Genomic DNA, 23,788 nt, shown 5'->3' on the forward strand with positions numbered 1-23,788 from the left:
CATGATTAACAAATCCTGAGTGGAAAGCTCCCCCTCAAGGATATCACTGTCAACCTGAAGAAAAGAGGTAAGCGGGGACGTGCGAAACCCGGCTTCTTGCTGCTGGGATCAAAAACTACCGCGCCATAATTAAGCCAAGTCTCAAGAAGGAGATGACTAAGCCTTAAGAACAGATTGAATGTGCCCGTGCCAAACCCAGAACTCACCTCGCTCTTTGCGAAGGAGAGCAATCGCGGAGGTTTGGACCACGGTATTAGCGCGTCCAGCCGAACCGGCCCTGGTCAGCCTTCGCCACCGCTGCGCCGGCGGCAGCGCCAGTTCCAGTCGCGCTCGGGGCCGACGTCGACGTGGACCGATTCGGTGTGGCAGTAGGTGCCGACGCCGCCGCGGCCGGGCATCGTCCTGACGTAGCTCGCCAGCTCCCATTTCGAGACGCCCGGCACCTGGATGTCGGCGGCGGCGCAATACATGTGCAGCGAATTCTTGGCGCCGTTGGCACGGCGGTTGCGGGCGGGGTCGCGATAGCCGGAGGTGACGACCATCTTGCGGCCGTAGTGGCCTTCGATCGTCTTGAGCACGCGCACCAGCGAGGGCTTGAGGCACGCCACGTCGACACTCTCGTTCTGCTTCAAGAGCCCGTTGGGCGCCAGGCGCGCCATGCCGGCGGCGGAAGCTACCTGGTAGAGGCCGCCCGAACCTTCATCCTCGTTGAGGTCGACGTCGCTTTCGTCGTCGAGGCCGGATTTGCGCTTGATCTCGAACAGCGCCGTCTGGCGGACGCCCGGCAGGGCATCGCTGCCGGTGATGTGACCTGAGTCGTCGCCGAGCGAAGCCAGCTGCACCGGTTTCGCCGTGGAATCGGCCGAGGCCAGTGTAATGATCGGCTTTGCCGCCGCCGGGGCGGGCTTGGCCTGCACAGCCGGCTGTTCGCCTGCGCGCGTGTTGACCAGTGGAGCGGGCTTCGCCGAAGCCGGCGTGGCGCCAAACATCGAGGCCAGGAAACCCCTTTTCTTCGGCGCCTCCGCTTGCTGCGCCTCGCCAGCGGTCACATAGACCGGATTGTTCATCGCCGGTGTGGCGGCCTGCTTCGGCGCCGTCACGGCCGCGTCGGCGGCGGCGATCTTCTGCGCCGCCGCATCGGTCTGCTGCGCCGTCTGCGGCTGCTGCTCCAGCGATTGCGGCGTGTTTCCGGCAATCGTTTCAGCTTCAGCCGGCGCGGTGAGCGGGAAGGCCGCCTGCGGCTTGGTAATCGGCACGTAGGCGACCGTCTCGGGCAGCGCTGTGTCGCCTTCCGCCATCACGGTGGTCTGCGTGGTCGCCGTCTGCGACGACGAATCGCCGGCCACGATCGGCTTGTTTGTCGAGGCTGCATTGATGTCCGACGCGGAGGCATTGTAGCCGGGCATGCCAACCGACATTGTGGGGTCGCCGGCCGAGGTGCAGGAGGCCAGGAGCACGGAGCAGAGCGCCGCCGCAATGGTGCGGCGTTCTCCCTTCGCGAGGCTCCACCCTGCTGATTTCAAAGTCAAATTCCCCCTCGATATCCGATCGGTATATCCTTGGCGCGGCGTCCGAACGGCTGCGTCGAGGTGCCCCTTGTCTCCGATCCGGAAACGAGACCTGTGTCAAATCAGCAAGCCTGGAAGTATTTTTGCGGCAATTGCCGAATTTAGGCGGCAAGATGGTTGACGACACCATTTCGCCCGCTTTTACGGGTCCGTCAACTCACCAGACATTACAGTCGGTTACACACGCACCTTGACATAGGTGCCGGGGGCATCACCAAAAGTTTTCATATGCTTGCCTGCTTTGCGGGCGGGCACGCGATTATTGTCCTTAGCCTCTATCCAGCTCTGCCAGTGCGGCCACCAGGAGCCAGGATGGTCGGTGGCCCTTGCGATCCACTCGCCGAAGTCGCCCTCCGGCTTGCCGCCGGTCCAGTACTGGTACTTGCCCGATGCGGGCGGGTTGACGACGCCGGCGATATGACCGGAGCCCGCCATCACGTATTCGACCTCGCCACCGAAATATTTCGAGCCGAGGAAGACGGACAGCGCGGGAGCGATGTGGTCTTCCCTGGAGGCGAGGTTGTAGACGGGGATCTTGATGTCGGCGAGCGAAACGGTGCGTCCGGCAAGTTCCATCCTGCCGCGCGAGAGGTTGTTCTCGAGATAGCAGTTGCGCAAATAGAAGGAGTGGTTGGCCGCCGCCATGCGTGTCGAATCGGCATTCCAGTAAAGCAGGTCGAAGGGCAGGGGATCCTTGCCGCGCATGTAGTTGTTGACGACATAGGGCCAGATCAGGTCGCCCGAGCGCAGCATGTTGAAGGCGGTCGCCATCTTGGTGCCGTCGAGATAGCCCTTTTCGTTCATCGCCTTTTCCACCGCCGCGACCTGTTCCTCGTCGACGAACACCTTGAGGTCGCCGGCATAGGTGAAATCGACCTGGGTGGTGAAGAAGGTCGCCGATTTGATGCGATCGTCACCCTCCTGCGCCAGCAGGGCAAGCGCCGCCGCCAGCAACGTGCCGCCGACGCAGTAGCCGATAGCGTTGACCTCTTTCTCGCCTGTGGCCTTCTCGATAGTGTCGAGGCCGTATTGCAGCCCCTCTCTTGTATAAGCCTCCCAGTTCTTCATGCCGTGGCGTTCATCAGGGTTGATCCAGGAGATGACGAACACGGTGTGGCCCTGTTCGATCGCCCAGCGGATGAAGGATTTCTGCGGGTTGAGGTCGAGTATGTAGAACTTGTTGATCCAGGGCGGGCAGATCAGCAGCGGCCGTTTCAGCACCGTCTCGGTGGCGGGATCGTATTGAATGATCTCGGCGACGTCGCTGCGGCCGACCACCTTGCCGGGGGTGGTGGCGATGTTGCGGCCGATCTCGAAGGGCGAGTAGTCGGCCTGACGCAGCTTCAGGTCGCCCTTGCCGGCCGCGATGTCCTCGGCCAGCATCTTCATGCCGCGCACAAGATTTTCGCCGTTCGAGGCGATGGTTTCGCGAAACAGTTCCGGATTGGTCAGGATGAAATTCGACGGCGAGATGGCGTTGGACACCTGCTTGACGTAGAAGCTCGCCTTGTGGCGGGTGTGGTCATCCAGGCCTTCGGCGTGCTCGACAAGATCAGCCGCCCAGCGCGAGGTGACGAGATAGGCCTGTTTCAAGAAATCGAAGAAGGCGTTGCGGCCCCATTCCGGATCCTGGAAACGCTTGTCGCCGCGCTCCGGCTTGACCGCGTCCTCGGTTCGCTCGGCATCGGCGCTGACGCGCTGGATGGCGTTCGCCCAAACCGTCATATAGCCGGCGAACAGCCGCGTCTGCGCTTCGAGCGCGCGTTGTGGGTCGGCAAGCCAGTATTCGCTGAGCTTGGAGAAGGTCTTCACCATGTCGACGACCGGTTCGGCGACATGGTCGCGCACTTCGCCCTTCTCGCGCGGCTCGGCCCAGGCGGAAGCCGCCTTGCCGGCCTGCTCGATCATGCGCGCCATGTTCAGGGCGAAGCGTTCCGGGTCCTTCACCAGATATTGCTCGACCGTCGAAGGTCCGCCATCTTCCGCTTTGCCCGAATCGGGTGTTTTGGACATGGTGCGCGGGGTTCCTCCCGAAGCGTTTTCTTGACATATTACCATGGGACATCCGACTGGGTCCAACCTCGCTCTACCCCGGCTGCCAAGGAAACAATATGACGATTAACATTGGCGAGACTGTTTTTTTCGGCGCCGGTCGTTTTTGCCGCATCGGTGCGGCAATTGCCCTGCTGTGCCTTGGGGCCTGCTCGAGCACCAATACCAGCGGCCCGGTGCCCATCGCCACATCAGCGGGACCGAAGGATACCGGCACCTTTCCGAACCTGAACATCCCGCCGAAAGTAGCGGCCAAACAGTTCACCGATGCCGAGAGGAATGCCAGGCTCGCGGAATTGAAGGGAGACGAAAGCGCGCAGGCAGCCAATGGCGGCGCCCCCAACGTCACCAATCAGGCGGCGCTGACGGACCTGGCCAGCAAGCATGGCGCGCAGACGCTGAAGCAGATCGAAGGCAAATGCGACCCCACCCTCGACCCTACCTGCAAATAAGTATATAGCGCGCGCCCAAGGCACTTGCCGACACGGCGCGCCTTGCCAAACGCCAAGTGATGTCTGGAACTGCCATGGAAGAGTTTCACAAGGTCCGCCGGCTTCCGCCCTATGTCTTCGAGCAGGTCAACCGGCTCAAGGCCAGCGCCCGCTCGCGCGGCGCCGACATCATCGACCTCGGCATGGGCAATCCGGACCTGCCGACGCCCAAGGCAATCGTCGACAAGTTGTGCGAAGTGGTGCGCGATCCGCGCACCCATCGCTATTCCTCCTCGCGCGGCATTCCGGGCCTGCGCCGCGCCCAGGCCGCTTACTATCAGCGCCGCTTCGGCGTGAAGCTTGATCCCGATACGCAAGTGGTGGCAACGCTGGGTTCGAAAGAGGGCTTCGCCAACATGGCGCAGGCGATCACCGCCCCTGGCGACGTGATCCTGTGCCCGAATCCAACCTACCCGATCCATGCTTTCGGCTTCATCATGTCGGGCGGCGTCATCCGGTCGCTGCAGGTGGAACCCGATGACGGTTTCATCCCGGCGGTCGAGCGCGGCATCCGCCATTCGATTCCGAAGCCGCTGGCGCTGATCCTCAACTACCCGTCGAACCCGACGGCGCTGGTCGCCTCGCTCGATTTTTACAAGGACGTGGTGGCGTTCGCGAAGAAGAACGACATCATCATCCTGTCGGACCTTGCCTATTCGGAGATCTATTTCGACGGCAATCCGCCGCCTTCGGTGCTGCAGGTGCCGGGCGCGATCGACGTTTGCGTCGAGTTCACCTCCATGTCGAAGACCTTCTCCATGCCCGGCTGGCGCATGGGCTTTGCGGTCGGCAACGAGCGGCTTATCTCGGCGCTGACCCGGGTGAAATCCTATCTCGATTACGGTGCGTTCACCCCGATCCAGGTGGCGGCCGCACACGCCCTCAACGGCGATGGCGCCGACATCGCCGAAGTGCGCGACATCTACCACAAGCGGCGCGACGTGATGGTGGATGCCTTCGGCCGCGCGGGCTGGACCATTCCGGCTCCGGCTGCGTCCATGTTCGCCTGGGCGCCGATTCCCGAGCCGTTCCGCCATCTCGGCTCGCTCGAATTCTCCAAGCTGCTCATCGAACATGCCGACGTTGCGGTGGCGCCAGGCGTCGGCTTCGGCGAACACGGCGATGATTTCGTGCGTGTCGCGCTGGTCGAGAACGAGCACCGGATCCGGCAGGCGGCGCGCAACATCAAGCGCTTCCTGGCGACCAGTGCCAAGCAACCCAACAATGTCGTGCCGCTTTCCGCCCATCGGTAAGCTTTCCGCACACAATTTCGTTTGATCTTTCGGGGGACATCGCCGGCCATGGCTGAAGCTCTGCGTGTTGGAATTGCCGGCCTCGGCACGGTCGGCGCCTCGGTGGCGCGCGTGCTGCGCAACAAGGCGGCGGAGCTGACACGGCAGTGTGGGCGCGACATCGTCGTATCGGCGGTTTCGGCGCGTGATCCCAAGCGCGACCGCGGCGTCGATCTCAATGCCGCCAAATGGTTCGACGATCCGGTCAAGATGGCGCAGGCCGCCGAGATCGACGTTTTCGTCGAGCTGATCGGCGGCGACGAGGGGCCGGCGTTCGCGGCGGTCAGGGCGGCGCTCGAAGCCGGCCGCCATGTCGTTACCGCGAACAAGGCGCTGCTGGCCAAACATGGCGTCGCGCTCGCCGAGATCGCCGAGAAGAAGGGCGTGCTGCTCAACTACGAGGCCGCGGTGGCGGGCGGCATTCCCGTTATCAAGACGATGCGCGAGGCGATGGCCGGCAACTCGGTCACCCGTGTCTTCGGTATTCTCAACGGTACCTGCAACTATATCCTGACCCGGATGGAGGCCGAAGGCATCTCGTTCGACGCCTGCCTCAAGGACGCGCAGCGGCTGGGCTATGCCGAGGCCGACCCGACCTTCGACATCGAAGGCCATGACACCGCGCACAAGCTGTCGATCCTGACCAGCCTGGCCTTCGGCACCAAGATCGCCGCCAACGACATCTACATGGAAGGCATCTCGAACATCACCCAGGCCGATATCCGTGCGGCCGGCGATCTCGGCTACCGGATCAAGCTGCTTGGCGTCGCCCAGCGCACCGAGAGCGGCATCGAGCAGCGCGTGCATCCGACCATGGTGCCGACGGCCTCGGTGATCGCGCAGGTCCACGGCGTCATCAATGCGGTGGCGATCGAGACCGACATCCTCGGCGAACTGCTGCTCTCCGGCCCCGGCGCCGGCGGCAATGCCACCGCCTCGGCCGTCATCGGCGACATCGCCGATATAGCAAAGAGCCGTCCCGGCTTCCAGCACGGCCCGGTCTTCGGCAGGCCGGCGAGGGAATTGAAGCCTTACAAGAAGGCGCAGATGCGCAGCCATGCCGGCGGCTATTTCATCCGGCTGACCGTGCATGACCGCATTGGCGTGTTCGCGGCCATCGCCAAGCGCATGGCCGACAACGATATCTCGCTGGAATCGATCGTCCAGCACGCGATCAGCGGCGAAGCGGCGGCGCAAAAGACGGTGATCCTCGTCACCCACGAGACCACCGAAGCCGCGGTGCGCAAGGCCGTGGACGGTATCACCAAGGATGGCCACCTGACCGACAAGCCGCAGGTCATCCGGATCGAACGGGCAGGATAGATATTTCCTTCCGTCGTGTACCACTGGATTGCTGCGACGATACTGTTGCGGCCGATGCCGCTGCCTGGCTCGCCGGAACCAATCCCGGCCAGCGCCGTTCTCCCGAGGTGCAAACCGAGGGAATGCCAATGGCCGAAACATCGAAATCCGACACCCCCCAGATCGACGACATCCAAAAGACGCTCGAAAAGCAGATCGCCGATCTGCGCAAGGAGATCACCAGGATCAACAAGAGCCTTTCGGAGCGAGGTGCGGAACTGGTTGACGAGGCCTCGGCTCAGGCATCCGATGTCTACGACAGCGCGGCGAGCCGTGCGTCGCGAACGGCTCAGCAGTTGCGCAGCCAGGCGCAGGCGGTCTCGGAGGTCGCGCGGGAAAATCCGGGCACGACGACGGCTGTGGTCGGCGTCATCGGGCTGCTGGGTTTTCTGGCCGGCCTCGCCGTTGGCCAATCGATGAATGACACCCAGCGCCGCTGGTATTGATCCGGTAACGACCGAACCGGGTTTGCCGGCTTACCTGTCCATCGAGCAATTTCCAGGGGAGCACCATGGCTTCTTCCGTCCTGATCGGTATTCTGATCACGTTCCTCGTGATCATTCTGGTGCTTTATCTCATTCAGCGATTGCCGCTGGATGCCAGGATGCGGCAGATCGCGCAGATCATCGTCATCATCATCGGCATCGTTTCGCTATTGAAATATCTGGCCGTGTTTTAGATCTCGATACCTACTTGGAAAGCGGCCCAAGTTCGCCGGAATCGTGCTATCCATAGTTTAATCGATTGATATTGCAGGCTTTTCGAGAAAACCTTCGAGAGGTCTTGCCGTTGTCATGCTCGTTTGACACAAGAGGCGCGCCTCCGGCGGGAGGTGGCATGCGAACGAGGATCGACCTGATGAACGTGGCCCACAACATTATCGCCGGACTTGACCGGATACTCACCATGGAACTGGTGCGCGTCACCGAACGCGCCGCCGTCGCGGCCGCCAGGCTGCGCGGACGCGGTGACGAAAAGGCCGCCGACCAGGTCGCGGTGGACGCCATGCGCCAGGAGCTCAATCGCCTCGCCATCAAGGGCACGGTGGTGATCGGCGAAGGCGAGCGGGACGAGGCGCCGATGCTCTATATCGGAGAGGAGGTCGGCACCGGCAAAGGCCCGGCGGTCGACATTGCGCTCGACCCGCTGGAAGGCACCACGATCTGCGCGAAGAACCTGCCCAACGCGCTGGCCGTGATCGCCATCGCCGAGAAGGGCAGCCTGCTGTTCGCGCCCGACGTCTACATGGACAAGATCGCCATCGGCCCGGGCTATGCCGAGGGCGTCATCGACATCGATGCCTCGCCGGCCGAAAACATAGCCAGCCTGGCAAAGGCCAAGGGCGTCGCGGTGTCCGACGTTACCGCTTGCATCCTCGACCGTCCGCGCCATGGCAAGCTGATCGACGCCGTGCGCGCCACCGGGGCGGCAATCCGGCTGATCGGCGATGGCGACGTCGCCGGTGTCATCCACACCACCGATCCCGAGGAAACCGGCATCGACATCTATCTCGGCATTGGCGGCGCGCCGGAGGGCGTGCTGGCCGCGGCGGCGCTGCGCTGCACGGGTGGCCAGATGCAGGGCCGCTTGATCCTCGACACGCCCGAAAAGGTCGCCCGCGCCGGCAAGATGGGTATTGCCGACCCGAAGCGGGTCTACCGGGCCGAGGACATGGCGCGCGGCGATGTGTTGTTCGCGGCCACCGGCGTCACCGACGGCAACATGCTGGCAGGCGTCAAGTTCGGCCGCAACTACATCACAACGCACACGATCGTGCTGCGCTCGTCGTCGCGCACCGTGCGCGAGATCAAGGCCCGGCATCAGGACCTGGAAAAGTTTTGATGCATTCCTGACTGGCCGTCGCATATTGTGGGCAATGATCATCCGCAAACGTCGCCTCGCATGACGGGCGAGAGACGCCTTTTTCTCGATGTCCGACAGTCGGCCACCGGTGTTTCCTGGGAACATCGGCTGACCGAGCGGCAGGACATGGTCGCGCTTGCCATCGCACAGGGGCAAGGCGTGCCCGATATCGTCGCGCGCGTGCTTGCCGGACGTGGCGTGACGGCGGAACAGGCGGAGCGCTTTCTCGACCCGACGATCCGCGACCTGCTGCCGGACCCGGCTTCGCTGACCGACATGGACAAGGCGGCCATTCGAATAGCCGCCGCGGTGATGGCCCGGGAGAAGGTGGCGATCTTCGGCGACTACGATGTCGATGGCGCCGCCTCGTCGGCCTTGCTCAAACGCTTCCTCGCGCATTTCTCGATATCGTCGGAAATCTACATTCCCGATCGTATCTTCGAGGGTTACGGTCCCAATCCCGAAGCCATGCGCGAGCTCGTCTCGCGCGGCGCGACGCTGATCGTCACCGTCGATTGCGGCACCAACAGCGCGGCTTCCATCGACGCGGCCAATGCCGCCGGTGCCGATGTCGTGGTGCTCGACCATCACCAGGTCGGCGGCGCCTTGCCAGCGGCACACGCAGTGGTCAACCCCAACCGCGACGACGACCTTTCCGGGCAGGGCCATCTCTGCGCCGCCGGAGTGGTTTTTCTCGCGCTGGTGCAGACGGCCAAGGTCCTGCGCGGCCGGCTGGCCGACGCCACGCCGCCGGACCTGCTCTCGCTGCTCGATCTCGTGGCGCTGGCCACGGTCTGCGATGTGGTGCCGCTCACCGGCGTCAACCGTGCCTTCGTCGTCAAGGGCTTGCAAGTGGCGCGCCAGCAGAAGAACGAGGGAATGTCTGCGCTGGCGCGGGTCTCGCGCGTCGGCGAGCCGCTCAGCACCTTCCATCTGGCCTACCTGATCGGACCGCGCATAAACGCCGGCGGGCGCATCGGCGACGCCGCCCTCGGCAGCCGGCTGCTTGCGACCGACGATCCGGTCGAGGCCCGCACCATCGCCGAGACGCTCGATCGGCTCAACCAGGAGCGGCAGCTGATGGAACACGAGATGCTGGCCGCGGCGCGTGCCGAGGCCGATGCCGAGCTTGCCGGCGGCAGCGGGCCGGCCATCGTCGTTACCGCTAGCACCAACTGGCATCCCGGCATCGTCGGCCTGCTTGCCTCCAGGCTCAAGGACCATGCCCGACGGCCGGCCTTCGCCATCGCCTTCAACGCCACCGGCACCGGCACCGGTTCAGGTCGCTCGGTGTCGGGCTTCGATCTCGGCCGGCTGGTGCGCGAAGCCGCAGATGCCGGGCTGATCGTCAAGGGCGGCGGCCATGGCATGGCAGCCGGCATTACCGTCGAGCGCACGCGGCTCGGCGAGCTCAGGGCATTTTTCGAGGAGCGCGCAGCAGCCGACGTGTTCCGATTGCAAGACGAGGAAAGCCTGACGATCGACGGCGCGCTTGCCGCCGAGGGTGCGACGCTGGCCTTGCTGGATGCGCTGGAAAAGGCCGGCCCGTTCGGTGCAGGGCATGTCGCGCCTGTTTTCGCGCTGCCTCGCCATCGGCTGGCCGACGCCCGGCTGGTCGGCACCAATCACATCCGCGCCGACCTCCAGTCGGGCAGTGGCGGTCGCATCCAGGCGATCGCCTTTCGTGCCGTCGACACGGTGCTCGGCGACTTCCTGTTCAAGAACCGCGGTAAGACGATCCACGTCGCCGGCTCATTGTCGGGCAATTACTGGAACGGCAATCGCAGCGTGCAGTTCCGCATCGTCGACGCGGCACGCGCCTGATGCGTCTTTGATCAGGCGAGAACCGTCTGAAGCCGGGTCAGTTCGCCGATCTGTGCCATCGTCGCCCTATAGCCGATCTGGATCGCCTCGTCGGCGCGGTGGAATTCGGTCAGGCCGATGTGGCTGAGCTTGGGCTGCAGCGACATGTCGGGCGGATCGCCGGCAAGCCTGGCGCGCGAGATTCGATCCTGGATGATGTTGAAGGCCTCGACCATGACGCCGGTGATGCCAAGCCGCGTCTGATGCGCCCGGTGCTCAGGGTCGAATTGGCCACTGCGCGGCGCATCGTTCTCGACGACCAGTTCGCCGGCGCTATGCTTGATGACGGCGGCACGGCCGAACAGGTCGTAATGAAGGTTGACCGCGACAACCAGCGGCTGCTCATAGGCACGGCAGACCGACACCGGCACCGGATTGACCAAAGCTCCGTCGACCAGCACGCGACCATTGCAAGTCACCGGCTCGAACACGCCGGGCAAGGCATAGGAAGCGCGCATGGCTGTTATCAGCGAACCGTTCGACAGCCAAATCTCATGGCCGGTGCGGATTTCGGAAGCGACCGCGACGAACGGCTTGGACAAATCCTCAAAACGAATGCCGGCCACATGCTCACGCAGGCGAGCATCCAGCTTCATGCCGCCGAACAGACCGCTGCCGCGCAGGTTTAGATCGAGCAGGCCGAAGATGCGCCGCCTGGTCAGGCTGCGGGCGAACTCTTCCAACTCGTCCAGTTTTCCGGCGAGGTAACAGCCGCCGACCAGCGCGCCGATCGAGGTGCCGGCAATCATCGAAACCTCGATGCCGGCTTCATCGAGCGCGCGCAGCACGCCGATATGCGCCCAGCCTCTTGCGCAACCGCCGCCCAGTGCAAGCGAAATGCCGGTTTTCTTTGGTGATGTTGTGTCGGACGCGCCGCCGGACGAAGCGGGACCATTCGCCTCTCGTACGTCCGCTCTGTTACGCAATGACGCCCACTCGAGCATCATGATCTCCCTTGTCCCACAGCTAATATATAGGCGGGCCGTATCGAAATGGTGAATCTATGTGGTTGGCTGCGGGCAAAAGGTTCAAGCTGGTCATTCACGGGAGCTTCCGATACGTTTTTTCCGCATCGAACAAGGGCTCGCTGCCATCGTCGGCAAGCATCGCCTTGCCGTCGATCAGCCCCACCGTCCGATAGAAGCAGGAACGCCGGCCTGTGTGACAAGTTGCGTCGTGGCCTAGCACATTGACGCGCAACCATATGGCGTCCTGGTCACAATCCGTGAGCACCTCGATGACATGCTGGAGATTGCCTGACGTTTCGCCCTTCTTCCACAGCGCATTGCGCGAACGCGACCAGTAATGGGCGATACCTGTTTCAAGCGTCAACGCCAGAGCCTGCGCATTCATGTGCGCGACCATCAAAAGCATGCCGTCTGCCGCATCGGTGACGACGACGGTGACCAGGCCGGCGGCATCGAAGCGCGGTGAAAACACCGCGCCTTCTTCCAGCGCTTTCTTGTCTGAGGGAGCCTTCGGAAATTCCAGTGCCGACATCGCCGGGCTATCTTCCTGTTTGACCATGATTATCCGAAAACCGGTAGCCACTTTCGGAATCATGGTCCGGCGATGCCGGGCGAGGCGGCTTACACCCCACCGCCACGCACCATGGTGACGAAACGAACCTGTTCTTCGGGAGTATCCTTGAACACGCCGGTGAAGGTCGAGGTCAGCGTCGTGGAGCCCTGCTTGCGGATGCCGCGCATGGCCATGCACATGTGCTCGGCCTCGATCATCACGGCAACGCCGCGCGGATTGAGCACATCCTGAATGACGCCGGCGATCTGCGCGGTCATGGCTTCCTGGGTCTGCAGGCGATGGGCGAAGATATCGACCACGCGCGCGATCTTGGACAGGCCGACGACCTTGCCGTCCGGCAGATAGCCGACATGGGCCTTGCCGATGATCGGCACCATGTGATGTTCGCAATGCGAATGGAACTGGATGTCCTTGACGATGACAAGGTCGTCGTAACCAGCCACTTCCTCGAAGGTGCGGCCAAGCTCTTCGGCCGGGCACATGTCATAGCCGCCGAACATTTCCCGATAGGCCTTGGCTACCCGCTTGGGCGTGTCGACCAGCCCTTCGCGATCGGGGTTGTCGCCGGTCCAGCGCAAAAGCGTGCGTACCGCAGCGTCGACCTCGGCCTCGCTCGGCCGGTCGGTGACGGGCTTTTCCATGTAGGCCGACTGGGGCATGAACTTCTTGATAACGGCATCCATAAAGGCGTCTCCCGTAGTCCCTCTCTCAGGAGGAACGAGTTGAACGGACCACGACCTTTCGGCGTCGGAAACTCGCCCGGTTTCCAGCCCCGTAAGCGGCGTGAGCAAACTGCGGCAAAGACGTGGGCTTTCGTCGCCTTGTCGATACCGGACTGCCACCATTATATATGGTCATGACGAGCGAAAGAAAGACGCGTCAGCGGCAAACGCTGTTCGCTTGGCGGCGACGGACTGGAAAATAATGATCAACGACGTCTACAATGCGAAAATTCTCGGTTTTGCCGGAAATATCACACGGATCGGCCGGCTCGATCATCCCGACGCCAGCGCGAGGGCACATTCCAAATTGTGCGGCTCTACCGTTACCGTCGATCTCAATATGGCAGACGGCGTGGTTACCGATTTCGCACATGACGTGAAGGCCTGCGCGCTCGGCCAGGCCTCGTCCTCCATCATGGCGCAGCATGTGGTTGGCGCTACGGCCGACGAATTGCGCGCGGTGCGCGAGACCATGCTGAAAATGCTGAAAGAGAACGGAGCGCCGCCGGAAGGCCGCTTCGCCGATCTCAAATATCTGGAACCGGTGCGCGACTACAAGGCGCGCCATGCCTCGACCATGTTGACCTTCGACGCGGTGGTCGACGCGATCGGTCAGATCGAGAAGAAGCGCGCCGAAGAAGCCGCCTGATAGCCCACTTGGCGGCCTATCGGGGCCGTCTGCTTTCGGCGAATTCGCTTCTCACCCAGTCGGCGAAGGCGGCGGCTGGCTCGGGGAGATCGCGCAGGCTTCTGGCCACCAGCCAATAGGCGCCGGACGCGACGTCGATGTCGAACGGCTTGACCAACGTGCCGGAGGCGAGCTCTTCGCCGATCTGCAGGAGATCGCCCAGCGCCACGCCGTGTCCGAGCAGGGCGGCCTGCTTCGAAAGCGATGCATCCGCCAGCATGGGACCGCGCGCGGGCACGGCGTCGGCAGGCACACCAGCCGCCTCGAACCAGCGCGCCCAACCCTGTCGGTTTTCCTCATGCAACAGCGTATAGCGGCCAAGGTCGGCCGGCTTGTCGAGGGGAGGCCCCGCGGCAAGCAGCGCCGGCGACAGAACCGGTGAATCAACCGTCGAGGCAAGCTGCTCGGCCTCGCTGCGCGGCCACGACACAGCATGCGCACTGAAGCGTAACGCAAGTTCAGGCTGGTCGCCGCGAAACTCAATCAGCCTTGGATCGACTTCGAGCGCGACGTCGATGTCGGGCCGCAATTCGCGAAAACGGTTGAGCCGCGGCACCAGCCATACCGATGCCAGAGACGGCTCGACGCTGACGCGAACCACTGTCTGCGCGGGAGCCGCCACCAACTCGGAAAGCAGGGCGTCGATGGCGTCGAAACTCCTGACCAGCTGACTGAGCAGCCGGCGGCCCGCATCGGTCAGTTCGACGCGGCGATGGTGACGTTCGAACAGGGGCCGGCGCAGAAAGATCTCGAGCTCGCGGATCTGTCGGCTGATCGCCGCCTGCGAGACGAAGAGCTCCTCGGCCGCCCTGCTGAAGCTCAGGTGCCGCCCGGCTGCTTCAAAGCTCCTCAAGGCCGTCAGCGGCAGTCGCCCACGCTTCATTCGCATAACCCAGGATTATCCGAAGTGGAAATTATACTCGTTTGAAGGCGAAGGCCAGCGGCGGTCTACTCGTCGTCAAGGAGATACGGCCATGATCCAGTTGCTGGAGATTTTTGGCGATGTGATGCGGATTGCAACCTATCAGTGGCGTGACGAAAGAACCCGTCGGAAGCACCACGAAGAGCAGTCTAGCCCCCGCCGATGGGCACTGCCGGCTGATCGGCAGCCACTTCGCCGCTTCCGCCCGTGAAAGCTCAGCAAGCAGGGGCGGGATTGCGTTCTCCCGATGTAGCCCACATCTATCGTGTGGAAAGACGGAGATCGCAGTGGGCGACCAGCATGGGCATGCACATACAGCCGGGCCGCCGCGGCAAGGCCGCAACTGGTCCGGCCCGTGGCGCAAGACCCCCGGCCGGGTGTTGGGCACGTCGCTGGTGCGCCTCTATCAACTGACGCTGTCCAGCTTCATCGGCAATTCCTGCCGTCACCTGCCGACCTGCTCGGAATACGCGCATGAGGCGATCGCCCGCCATGGCCTTTGGGCCGGCGGCTGGATGGGATTTTTCAGGGTTCTGCGCTGCGGACCATTCGGCACCCATGGCGTCGACCTTGTTCCGGAGGTTCTGGCGGATCGGTATGTCTGGTTTACGCCGTGGCGATATTGGCGGATCGGCGGCAACCACGACGAGGCGCGAAGCTGACTGCCGGTCAGTTCTTCAAGGCAACCGTTTACGATCTGGTAGGGTTAACGGCAGCCTGCACAACAACTGCGAATTTGAGACAAAATCGAGACAAGAGACCTCGCTAAGCCGCTCGCCAAACCCCCCTCTGGAGCGAGCATCCAATGCGCAATGTCGACCGTCTTCCCTTCATCCTTGCCGGAGTCCTGTTCCTGCTTGCCTGGCTTCTGGGATTTCCGATGCGCGCGCAGTCGGCGCCGCTCGGGGATGTGCAATGCACGCTAATCGCCGATGCGCAGAGCGGCAAGACGCTTTACCAAAACGGCGTCTGCGATCAGCGGTTCAGCCCGGCCTCGACGTTCAAGGTGCCGCTGTCGCTGATCGGTTACGATGCCGGCATACTAAGCGACGAGCACACGCCGAGCTGGGACTACAAACCTGAATTCAAGGCGGTCAAGCGGGACCACAAGACCGTCGATCCGATGATCTGGGAGCGGGACTCGGTGCTGTGGTATTCACGCGAGATCACCCGCCGGCTTGGACCGGAGAGCTTTGCCGGCTACGTCTCGAAGTTCGGCTATGGCAATGCGGACGTTTCCGGCGATCCCGGCAAGAATGACGGCCTGACTCATTCCTGGGTGAACTCCTCGCTCAAGATCACGCCGGTCGAGCAGGTCGATTTCCTGCGTAAGCTCCTCGCCGGCAAGATGCCGGTCTCGGCCAAGGCTCACGACATGACGAAAGCCATCCTACCCAGCTTCAAGGCCGGCGACTGGACCGTCCAGGGCAAGACGGGCAGCACCAGGGTCGGCGAGGGCGGCAAGGACAGGCGTTCACTCGGCTGGTTCGTCGGCTGGGCGCAGAAAAACGGCCGCCAGATCGTGTTTGCCCGGCTCGTCGTCGATACGAAGCGGAGCGATATGCCGAAGGGGCTCGCGACGCGCGCGGCCTTCCTGAAGGACCTGCCGCTGCTGATTAAATAGCCGAGGCTTTACGGCGGCGGCGTCTGCCCATAAAAGACTGCCGCCGCCGGACGCCTCCGGCTATCTGGCAGGCCGCAGCCTCGAACGGCTGACGACCTGCATTTCACCACCCGCGCTCGTTTGCGGGACTGGATAGGAGAATACCTGATGCTGAATGCCGTTTCCCTGACATTTCCCGATGGCTCCGTGCGCGACTACGATGCGGCGATGACCGGTGCAGGCCTTGCCGAATCGATCTCCAAGTCGCTGGCCAAGAAGGCCGTGGCCTATGCCATCGACGGTACCGTGCGCGATCTCTCCGATCCGCTCGGCAAGTCCGGCAAGATCGAGATCATCACCCGCGACGATCCGCGCGCGCTGGAACTCATCCGCCATGACGCGGCACATGTGCTGGCGGAGGCCGTGCAGGAGATATGGCCGGGAACGCAGGTGACCATCGGGCCGGTGATCGAGAACGGATTCTACTACGACTTCGCCCGCAACGAGCCGTTCACTCCGGACGACTTCCCGGTGATCGAGAAGAAGATGCGCGAGATCATTGCGCGCAACAAGCCGTTCACGAAGGAAGTCTGGTCGCGCGACAAGGCCAAAAAGGTCTTTGCCGACAAGGGCGAGCGCTACAAGCTGGAACTGATCGACGCCATTCCTGACGATCAGGATCTCAAGATCTACGCGCAAGGCGACTGGTTCGACCTTTGCCGCGGTCCACATATGGCCTCGACCGGGCAGATCGGCAATGCCTTCAAGCTGATGAAGGTGGCGGGCGCCTATTGGCGCGGAGATTCGAATAACCCGATGCTGACGCGCATCTACGGCACAGCGTGGGCTGATCAGGCGCAGCTCGACGCCTACCAGACAATGCTGGAGGAAGCCGAAAAGCGCGACCACAGGAAGCTCGGCCGCGAGATGGATTTGTTCCATTTCCAGGAAGAGGGGCCCGGTGTCGTCTTCTGGCATGCCAAGGGCTGGAAGATGTTCCAGAACCTGGTCAACTACATGCGCCGCCGCCTCGACGAGCAGGGCTACCAGGAGGTCAACGCACCGCAGGTGCTCGACAAGAGCCTGTGGGAGACGTCGGGCCATTGGGGCTGGTACCGCGACGCCATGTTCAAGGTCACGGTTGCCGGCGACGACACCGATGACGACCGCGTGTTCGCGCTGAAGCCGATGAACTGTCCTGGCCATGTGCAGATATTCAAGCACGGGTTGAAATCCTATCGCGACCTGCCGGTAAAGCTTGCGGAATTCGGCAATGTGCATCGCTATGAGCCGTCGGGCGCGCTACACGGGCTGATGCGCGTGCGCGGCTTCACGCAGGATGACGCGCATATTTTCTGCACCGAGGAGCAACTGGCGTCGGAGTGCCTGCGTATCAACGATCTGATTCTGTCGACCTACGCTGATTTCGGCTTCGACGAAATCAGCGTGAAGCTGTCGACCCGGCCGGACAAGCGCGTCGGCACCGACGAAGCCTGGGATCACGCCGAAGCGATCATGAGCGGCGTGCTGGAGACGATCAGAACGCGATCGGGCAACCGCATCAAGACCTCGATCAATCCTGGCGAGGGCGCCTTCTACGGGCCGAAGTTCGAATATGTGCTGAAGGATGCCATCGGCCGCGAATGGCAATGCGGCACCACGCAGGTCGACTTCAACCTGCCGGAGCGTTTCGGTGCCTTCTACATCGGCTCGGATTCCGAGAAGAAACAGCCTGTCATGGTGCACCGTGCCATCTGCGGCTCGATGGAGCGCTTCCTCGGCATCCTGATCGAGAACTATTCCGGCCATTTCCCGCTGTGGTTCGCGCCGCTGCAGGTAGTGGTGGCGACGATCACTTCGGACGCCGACGGCTATGCGAACGAAGTGGTGGCGAAGCTGAAAGCCGCGGGCTTGTCCGCCGAGGCGGATCTGCGCAACGAGAAGATCAACTATAAGGTCCGCGAGCACAGCCTAGCCAAGGTTCCGGTCATCCTCGTCTGCGGCAAGCGCGAGGCGGAAGAGCAGACGGTCAACATGCGCCGCCTCGGATCGCGCGACCAGGAGTCGCTGGGTCTCGCCCAAGCGGTCGCGCAGCTGACCGAAGAAGCGATCACGCCCGATCGCCGGCGCCAACGCGCCGCCTGATCAGACAGTATTTGAAGCCGAAATGGCGGTGGAGCAGTCCACCGCCATTTTTATACCCCGCCGTTCTCACATCCCGCCGTTTTCACATCCTTGTCACGGCAGTCTTGTAACAAGCCCTCATGCTCAAGCTGAAAATGCGCGAAAAACCGTTTCCCGAGCTTTCCTATGCCAATCCACGACAGCCGGTCCTGACGCGGTGGGTCATCCATTCCATCGAAGGCCTGTCCGGACGCGATCGGTTTGCAGCGCTTTATGATTTTTGGCGCCGCCAGGTGGTCCCGACCGGCGAGCGCGTGTTCAGTCGCATGCTCGAATTGATCGACGTGCGGGTGCAAACCCCCGACCAATGGCCCCCGAAGAACCTGCCCGACACGCCGCTGGTGATCGTCGCCAATCATCCCTTTGGCATCGGCGACGGCATTGCCGCGCTGTCGCTGGCCGAGCAGCTTGGGCGGCCGTTCCGGGTCATGATCCACAAGGATCTGCTCAAGATCAGCGAGATGGAGCCCTACTCGCTGCCGATCGACTTTTCCGAGACCAAGGACGCTCTGAAGAACAACATGGCGGTGCGTCACGAGGCTGTGCGGCTCTTGAAAGAACGTGTCACCATCGTGGTGTTTCCGGCCGGCGGCGTCGCCACCGCGCCGAAAGGTTTTGGCCAGGCACGCGATCTGCCATGGAAGATGTTTCCGGCCCGTCTCGTGCAGGATGCCAAGGCTTCCGTAGTGCCGATGCATTTCTCCGGCCAGAACGGCAGGCTGTTCCATCTGGTCAGCGGCCCCATGAACATGGCCGAGCGCGACGGGCGCGTGGCGAAGTTCGTCGGCAAGGCATCGCTGACGCTGCGCATTTCGTTGCTTATCCACGAGTTCGCCCGGCTTTCCGGCAAGTCGATCGACGTGCGTGTCGGCGATGTGCTGAACTGGAACGAACTGGAGCCCGTGCGCGACCGCAAGGCGCTGCTCGAGCGCCTCTATAAAGGCGTCTTCGATCTGGCGCCGCCGGTGCCTCGCCGCCGGATTCCATTCCTGCCGGCACGGGCCAAGCTGGCGGCCTAGGTCCATTTCGTCGACGATCCGAAGGGAACCGCCTCAGGCTTACCCGGGGTTTTGACTAATCCGCGCCTTCTTCCGGATCCATCGCGGCGGCTTCCGTCGCGAGAACCTCGATTTCCTGGTTCTGTCCGGCCACGACAGTGAAATCCTTCTGGTAGATCCGGTCGCGGTTCTTGGCGATGATCGTGTAGTCGCCTTCGGCCAGCACCATGGAGGCGAAGGCGCCGACGGTTTCCTTGATCGGATCGCCGGATTCGTTGAGCAGCGACCACGACGTGTCGGCGATCGCTTCGCCGCCCGCTTCACGCACCAGCTTCAAGGTAATCTCGGCGGCGTGATGCTCGACGGTGGCTTCGGTCAGCTTGCCGGCCTCGACGCGGATGTCGGAGCGGATGACGGCATTGACCGCGCCATAGGTCGAGACCACGTGGTAGATGCCGGCATTGAGACGCACGACGCTGTTGGGCTCGACGTCGGGAATGATCAGCGCGCGATCGCCATTGGGTTCGGCATTGCCCTCATAGATCGAGAAGCGCAGCTTCTTTGGCGGGATGCGCGCCCCTCCCGAAAGGACGGCATCGAGCTTCAGGCCGCCGGCATCGAGCACGAGGCTCTCGCGCTTGGCGTCCTTGCCGACGGTGATGCGCTTGGTGGCACCGGCCCGGCCGTAGGAAGCGTGAACCAGATAGCTGCCGGGTTCGAGCTGGAAGACCGCCGTGCCGCCATGGGCGGAAGCCACCATCGGCAATTTGCCGTTGACGGCCTCCGGCTTGAAGACGCGCCAGACGATACCGCGAGTGATATCGCCTCCCTTGTCGGTCAATTGCGCGGACAAGGTGATGGCGCCGCCGCCACCAAGCGCCAGCGATGTCTCGCCTTTCGGCGTCGCGTAGCTCGAAATTCCGGGAAGCTTCAGGTCGCTGACGCCATCCACATTCTGCGCCACGGCAAAGGAAACCGGCGCCATGAGCAGCAGGGTGCAGACCCAGATCAGGAAAAGACGCAAAGTCCCCTCAAACATGCCTTGCGTTGAAGCCCATGGCGGTGGCAATTTCAAGGCTTAAGAGTCCGACCGATACGACTCTCCAGCCTGGCGCGCCCGCGTCGATGCCCGAGCCGCCCCGCATTCCCATGGCGCGCTTCAGCTCAAAATCGAACTTAGGAGACTTGCGCCCATGGCGTCCCCGATCATCGACTTCCTGCTGACCCGCAATTCAGCGCCGATACCGGAGTTGAAGGAGCCCGCGCCCGGCGACGCCGAGATCGCCACGATGATCGCCGCCGCCACGCGCGTGCCCGATCATGGCCGGCTCGAGCCCTGGCGCTTCATTCTTTATCGCGGCGATGCCCGCATCGAGATCGGCAGGAAGCTGGCGGCCCTTGCCGAACAGCGGGAGGGACCTTTACCGGATGGCCGCCGCAACCAGGAGCTGGCGCGCTTCTCGCGCGCGCCGCTGGTGATCGGCGTCGTGTCGGTGCCGAAGGAAAATCCAAAAATCCCGCAATGGGAGATGTTCCTGTCCGGCGGCATGGCGGCGATGAACCTGATGATTGCCGCCAACGCACTGGGCTATGGCACCAACATGATCAGCAACTGGTATTCGGACGTGCCGGAGGGCAGGGCGATCTTGGGGCTGGCGCCGCAAGAGCGCGTAATCGGCTTCGTCCATATCGGCTCCTATGGCGGCCCGGCGCCGGAGCGGCCGCGCCCCGATCCGGCAAAGCTTTATGCGGACTATGCCGGGCCCTGGGCGGGCTAAGTGTTCTACGAGCCGTCAAAGGGGCACGGACTGCCGCACGATCCGTCGAAGGCGATCGTGGCGCCGCGCCCGATCGGCTGGATCTCGACCCTGAACGGGGCCGGCGAGATCAACCTCGCGCCCTATTCCTTCTTCAATGCCGTTTCGACAAGGCCCTTCATCGTCTGGTTTTCCTCCGAGGGCGAGAAGGACAGCGCCTCCTTCGCCCAGGAGACCAGCGAGTTCGTCGCCAATCTGGTCGGCCGCGATCTCGCCGAGAAGATGAACCGGACGTCGGTCGACGCGCCGCGCGGCGTCAACGAGTTCGTTTATGCCGATCTCGCCATGGCGCCGTCGCGTCTTGTCGCGCCGCCGCGCGTGGCGGCCGCACCCGCCGCACTCGAATGCAAGGTGACCGAAGTGTTCCGGCCAAAGGCCCTGGACGGAACGCCGACCAGCGCCGTCGTCGTGGCCGGCGAAGTGATCGGCGTGCATATTGACGATGCCTACCTGAAAGACGGCCTGTTCGATATCAGCAAGGCCGGCAATGTCGCTCGCCTCGGCTACATGGATTATGCCAGCGTCAACGAAGTGTTTTCGATGCGCCGGCCGCGTTGGGGCAAGGATTAGCCCGCAAGGGGGCCCAGTCACTGTGCTTTCCTGACGGCGAGCCGTCATCACGACGCGCCCTGAGCTTGATGACGCGGCATGACGAAACCTTCTGCACACCAGGACCGTTTCGTCCAGGCGCGGGATGGGCGATAGTCCGCTGAGGGTCGGCGGTAGTCTGTTGCTGGTAAATGCCGACGGCAAATATCATGGAAGGTTGATCATGGTCTCGAGATTGATCCTCCAGACGTTCGTGTGGTTCGGCGCAATGGGCGCGCTGCTTTTCCTGACAGCGGGTACGCTGACCTGGCCGGGAGCCTGGGTATATCTGGCGGTGATGACCGGGCTGAGCCTGACCCTTGGCGTGACGCTGGCCCGGCGCGATCCCGGGCTGATGAACGAACGGCTGAGCTCTCCCATCCAGAAGGACCAGACCGCGGCCGACAAGGTTCTGTTGAGCATACTCCTGCTCGGCATATTTGCCTGGCTGGCCTTCATGGGTTTCGACTACCGCTTCGGCTGGTCCGTCGTTCCGGTCTGGGTACAGGCGATCGGTGCGCTGGTTCTGCTGGTCGGACTATGGATCAGCTATCTGACGATGCTGGAGAATAGCTTCGCGGCGCCCGTCGTGAAGATCCAGGCGGAGCGCGGACAGCAAGTGATCACAACGGGTCCCTATAGCTATGTGCGCCATCCCATGTATGCCGGCGCCATCCTCTTCTTTGCCGGCACGGCTCTCCTGCTCGGCTCCTGGTGGGGGCTGGCACTGGTCGTCGTGTTCATCGTTCTCTTGGCCATCCGCACATTCATCGAGGAAAAAACGCTTCGCACCGGCCTGCGCGGCTATGACGACTATGCGACCCATGTCCGCTACCGCCTGATCCCGTTGGTCTGGTAGCGGTCAGGCGGAGATTCCGGCTGCCCGGGCGCGTGCCAGAAGCCGCTCGGCCAGCCGCAGATGCGGCCGGTCATACATCTTGCCGTCGATGCCGACGACGCCGGGATTTCCCGCCGCCTGGAATGCCGCGACAATTGCCGCCGATTTTTGCACCGCTTCCACCGAGGGCGTGAAGGCGGCGTTTATGACCGGCACCTGATCAGGGTGGATCGCCATCTTGCCGGTGAAGCCGTCACGTTCGGCCTCCCTGCATTCGGCCTCGAAGGCCGCCATATCGCGGAAATTCGGGAAGACGGTGTCGATCGCCGCGACTTCCGCCGCGCCGGCGGCGAGAATGGTCATGGCGCGAGCGAAGCGGAATATTTCGGTGTAACGGCCATGCTGGTCGCGGGTGGTGCGCGCGCCGATCGCCGCAGACAGGTCTTCCGCGCCCCAGGTCAGCCCGGCAAGCCGCGCGCTTGCCCCGGCGTAGCTCGCCGCCGCCAGCACGGCCGCCGGTGTTTCGGTAATGATCGGCAGAATTTTTGTCGCGCCGTCGGCCAGGCCGTTCTCCGCTTCGCGCAGCCTGAGCTTTGCCGAGAGGTGCTGGACATCCTGGCCGCCAGCCGATTTGGGCAGTATGACGCCGTCGGGCGTTGCCGGAATGAGCGCCGCAAGGTCGTCGTCCGTCAGTCCGGTCGACAGGTCGTTGACCCTGACGTAGATCGCCGATCGTGTTTGCGCCCGGTGGTTGACGATGAAGCGCGCCGCGATCTTTCGCGCCGATGCCTTGTTGTGGGGCGCCACTGAATCCTCGAGATCGACAATGACCACGTCGGCGCCGGCGCCAAAGCCCTTCTCCAGCTTCCTCTCGGAATCGCCGGGAACGAACAGCAGCGAACGCATCAGGCTATCTTCTTCAGCATCATGGCGTGTCTCGTGCATTTGGCGACGAGGTCGCCGTTCTGGTTATAGGCCCGATGTTCGAACTCGACGATGCCGCGATCGGGCTTCGACCTGGATTCGCGCACCGAGACGACAGTGGTCTCGACGCGGATGGTGTCGCCATGGAAGACCGGATGCGGAAACACCGTTTCCTTCATGCCGAGATTGGCGACAGTCGTACCGACGGTGATGTCGTTGACCGAAATGCCGATCATCAGGCCGAGCGTGAACAGCGAGTTGACCAGCGGCTTGCCCCATTCGCTCCTGGCGGCGAAATCGAAGTCGATATGCAGCGGCTGCGGGTTCAGCGTCATCACCGAGAACATCATGTTGTCGCTCTCGGTGACGGTCTTGCGCAGCGTGTGCTGGAAGACATGGCCGACGACGAACTCCTCGAGATAAAGCCCAGCCATTTCATTCTCCTCCGCTGCTGGACGGTTGATAGGCGCT

General features: G+C 63.0%; 25 protein-coding genes. 16 read left to right on the forward strand and 9 right to left on the reverse strand.

The window, feature by feature from the left end; translation table 11 throughout:
- Window positions 1-281: 281 nt before the first annotated feature.
- Window positions 282-1,529 (reverse strand): YcbK family protein, encoded by a 1,248-nt coding sequence (locus tag FJ973_RS06670; RefSeq protein WP_140495817.1) that lies wholly within the window; start codon window positions 1,527-1,529, stop codon window positions 282-284.
- 216 nt (window positions 1,530-1,745) lie between these two features.
- Window positions 1,746-3,581: a class I poly(R)-hydroxyalkanoic acid synthase gene (gene phaC, locus FJ973_RS06675; protein ID WP_140517069.1), complete on the reverse strand. Its 1,836-nt coding sequence runs from the start codon at window positions 3,579-3,581 to the stop codon at window positions 1,746-1,748.
- 98 nt (window positions 3,582-3,679) lie between these two features.
- Here phaC and FJ973_RS06680 point away from each other — a divergent pair, with 98 nt between their 5' ends.
- The 7 genes from FJ973_RS06680 (at window position 3,680) to recJ (ending at window position 10,452) form a co-directional block, all read left to right on the forward strand.
- Window positions 3,680-4,072, forward strand: coding sequence for a hypothetical protein (locus tag FJ973_RS06680; protein WP_140495819.1), 393 nt, complete (start codon window positions 3,680-3,682; stop codon window positions 4,070-4,072).
- A 74-nt stretch (window positions 4,073-4,146) separates the two neighbouring features.
- Window positions 4,147-5,364 (forward strand): LL-diaminopimelate aminotransferase, encoded by a 1,218-nt coding sequence (locus FJ973_RS06685; protein ID WP_140495820.1) that lies wholly within the window; start codon window positions 4,147-4,149, stop codon window positions 5,362-5,364.
- A 48-nt stretch (window positions 5,365-5,412) separates the two neighbouring features.
- A complete protein-coding gene (locus tag FJ973_RS06690) occupies window positions 5,413-6,726 on the forward strand; it encodes a homoserine dehydrogenase (protein WP_140517067.1) in 1,314 nt (437 codons plus the stop codon).
- A 128-nt stretch (window positions 6,727-6,854) separates the two neighbouring features.
- Entirely contained in the window at window positions 6,855-7,211 is a 357-nt protein-coding gene (locus tag FJ973_RS06695; RefSeq protein ID WP_140517065.1) for a hypothetical protein, read from the forward strand.
- Between the two features lie 65 nt (window positions 7,212-7,276).
- Window positions 7,277-7,444, forward strand: coding sequence for a Thivi_2564 family membrane protein (locus FJ973_RS06700; protein WP_140495823.1), 168 nt, complete (start codon window positions 7,277-7,279; stop codon window positions 7,442-7,444).
- Between the two features lie 179 nt (window positions 7,445-7,623).
- Window positions 7,624-8,607: a class II fructose-bisphosphatase gene (glpX, locus tag FJ973_RS06705; RefSeq protein WP_140495884.1), complete on the forward strand. Its 984-nt coding sequence runs from the start codon at window positions 7,624-7,626 to the stop codon at window positions 8,605-8,607.
- Between the two features lie 60 nt (window positions 8,608-8,667).
- The gene (recJ, locus tag FJ973_RS06710) at window positions 8,668-10,452 is read left to right on the forward strand and encodes a single-stranded-DNA-specific exonuclease RecJ (protein ID WP_140555342.1); all 1,785 of its coding nucleotides are present in this window, start codon (window positions 8,668-8,670) and stop codon (window positions 10,450-10,452) included.
- Window positions 10,453-10,463: 11 nt separating this feature from the next.
- Here recJ and FJ973_RS06715 read toward each other — a convergent pair whose 3' ends face one another.
- The 3 genes from FJ973_RS06715 to folE all read right to left on the reverse strand — a co-directional run bounded on the left by FJ973_RS06715 (window position 10,464) and on the right by folE (window position 12,716).
- Window positions 10,464-11,435: a patatin family protein gene (locus FJ973_RS06715; protein ID WP_140555344.1), complete on the reverse strand. Its 972-nt coding sequence runs from the start codon at window positions 11,433-11,435 to the stop codon at window positions 10,464-10,466.
- A 97-nt stretch (window positions 11,436-11,532) separates the two neighbouring features.
- Entirely contained in the window at window positions 11,533-11,991 is a 459-nt protein-coding gene (hisI, locus tag FJ973_RS06720; protein WP_140555404.1) for a phosphoribosyl-AMP cyclohydrolase, read from the reverse strand.
- Between the two features lie 89 nt (window positions 11,992-12,080).
- On the reverse strand, window positions 12,081-12,716 hold the full coding sequence (gene folE / locus FJ973_RS06725; RefSeq protein WP_140555345.1) for a GTP cyclohydrolase I FolE: 636 nt from the start codon (window positions 12,714-12,716) through the stop codon (window positions 12,081-12,083).
- Window positions 12,717-12,957: 241 nt separating this feature from the next.
- On the opposite strand from folE, the gene FJ973_RS06730 reads away from it, so the two are divergent.
- Entirely contained in the window at window positions 12,958-13,404 is a 447-nt protein-coding gene (locus FJ973_RS06730) for an iron-sulfur cluster assembly scaffold protein (RefSeq protein ID WP_140495827.1), read from the forward strand.
- A gap of 16 nt (window positions 13,405-13,420) precedes the next feature.
- Here FJ973_RS06730 and FJ973_RS06735 read toward each other — a convergent pair whose 3' ends face one another.
- Complete coding sequence (locus FJ973_RS06735) at window positions 13,421-14,326, reverse strand: LysR substrate-binding domain-containing protein (RefSeq protein WP_140555346.1); 906 nt, start codon at window positions 14,324-14,326, stop codon at window positions 13,421-13,423.
- Between the two features lie 91 nt (window positions 14,327-14,417).
- Here FJ973_RS06735 and FJ973_RS30795 point away from each other — a divergent pair, with 91 nt between their 5' ends.
- From FJ973_RS30795 to FJ973_RS06755, 5 genes are all read left to right on the forward strand, one after another.
- On the forward strand, window positions 14,418-14,576 hold the full coding sequence (locus FJ973_RS30795) for a hypothetical protein (protein ID WP_181167410.1): 159 nt from the start codon (window positions 14,418-14,420) through the stop codon (window positions 14,574-14,576).
- Between the two features lie 76 nt (window positions 14,577-14,652).
- A complete protein-coding gene (gene yidD, locus FJ973_RS06740; protein WP_140555348.1) occupies window positions 14,653-15,027 on the forward strand; it encodes a membrane protein insertion efficiency factor YidD in 375 nt (124 codons plus the stop codon).
- A 143-nt stretch (window positions 15,028-15,170) separates the two neighbouring features.
- Window positions 15,171-15,989, forward strand: coding sequence for a class D beta-lactamase (gene blaOXA / locus FJ973_RS06745; protein ID WP_140495830.1), 819 nt, complete (start codon window positions 15,171-15,173; stop codon window positions 15,987-15,989).
- A gap of 147 nt (window positions 15,990-16,136) precedes the next feature.
- Entirely contained in the window at window positions 16,137-18,113 is a 1,977-nt protein-coding gene (thrS, locus tag FJ973_RS06750) for a threonine--tRNA ligase (protein ID WP_140555350.1), read from the forward strand.
- Window positions 18,114-18,232: 119 nt separating this feature from the next.
- Window positions 18,233-19,171, forward strand: coding sequence for a GNAT family N-acetyltransferase (locus FJ973_RS06755; RefSeq protein ID WP_140555351.1), 939 nt, complete (start codon window positions 18,233-18,235; stop codon window positions 19,169-19,171).
- 55 nt (window positions 19,172-19,226) lie between these two features.
- On the opposite strand, the gene FJ973_RS06760 is transcribed toward FJ973_RS06755, so the two are convergent.
- Window positions 19,227-20,189: a hypothetical protein gene (locus FJ973_RS06760; RefSeq protein ID WP_140495833.1), complete on the reverse strand. Its 963-nt coding sequence runs from the start codon at window positions 20,187-20,189 to the stop codon at window positions 19,227-19,229.
- 154 nt (window positions 20,190-20,343) lie between these two features.
- Between FJ973_RS06760 and FJ973_RS06765 the strand changes: the two genes are divergently transcribed.
- The 3 genes from FJ973_RS06765 (at window position 20,344) to FJ973_RS06775 (ending at window position 22,414) form a co-directional block, all read left to right on the forward strand.
- Window positions 20,344-20,928, forward strand: coding sequence for a nitroreductase (locus FJ973_RS06765; RefSeq protein WP_140520997.1), 585 nt, complete (start codon window positions 20,344-20,346; stop codon window positions 20,926-20,928).
- Window positions 20,929-21,537: a flavin reductase family protein gene (locus FJ973_RS06770; protein WP_140520996.1), complete on the forward strand. Its 609-nt coding sequence runs from the start codon at window positions 20,929-20,931 to the stop codon at window positions 21,535-21,537. It abuts the gene before it with no gap.
- A 202-nt stretch (window positions 21,538-21,739) separates the two neighbouring features.
- A complete protein-coding gene (locus tag FJ973_RS06775; protein ID WP_140555353.1) occupies window positions 21,740-22,414 on the forward strand; it encodes an isoprenylcysteine carboxylmethyltransferase family protein in 675 nt (224 codons plus the stop codon).
- 3 nt (window positions 22,415-22,417) lie between these two features.
- On the opposite strand, the gene FJ973_RS06780 is transcribed toward FJ973_RS06775, so the two are convergent.
- Both FJ973_RS06780 and FJ973_RS06785 read right to left on the reverse strand, forming a co-directional pair.
- On the reverse strand, window positions 22,418-23,299 hold the full coding sequence (locus tag FJ973_RS06780; protein WP_140555354.1) for a CoA ester lyase: 882 nt from the start codon (window positions 23,297-23,299) through the stop codon (window positions 22,418-22,420).
- The gene (locus FJ973_RS06785; protein WP_140517043.1) at window positions 23,299-23,751 is read right to left on the reverse strand and encodes a MaoC family dehydratase; all 453 of its coding nucleotides are present in this window, start codon (window positions 23,749-23,751) and stop codon (window positions 23,299-23,301) included. Before FJ973_RS06785 ends, FJ973_RS06780 begins: the two co-directional genes overlap by 1 nt.
- Window positions 23,752-23,788 lie beyond the last annotated feature (37 nt).

Origin of the sequence: Mesorhizobium sp. B2-1-3 (assembly GCF_006442495.1) — a bacterium.
Taxonomy (GTDB): Bacteria; Pseudomonadota; Alphaproteobacteria; order Rhizobiales; family Rhizobiaceae; genus Mesorhizobium.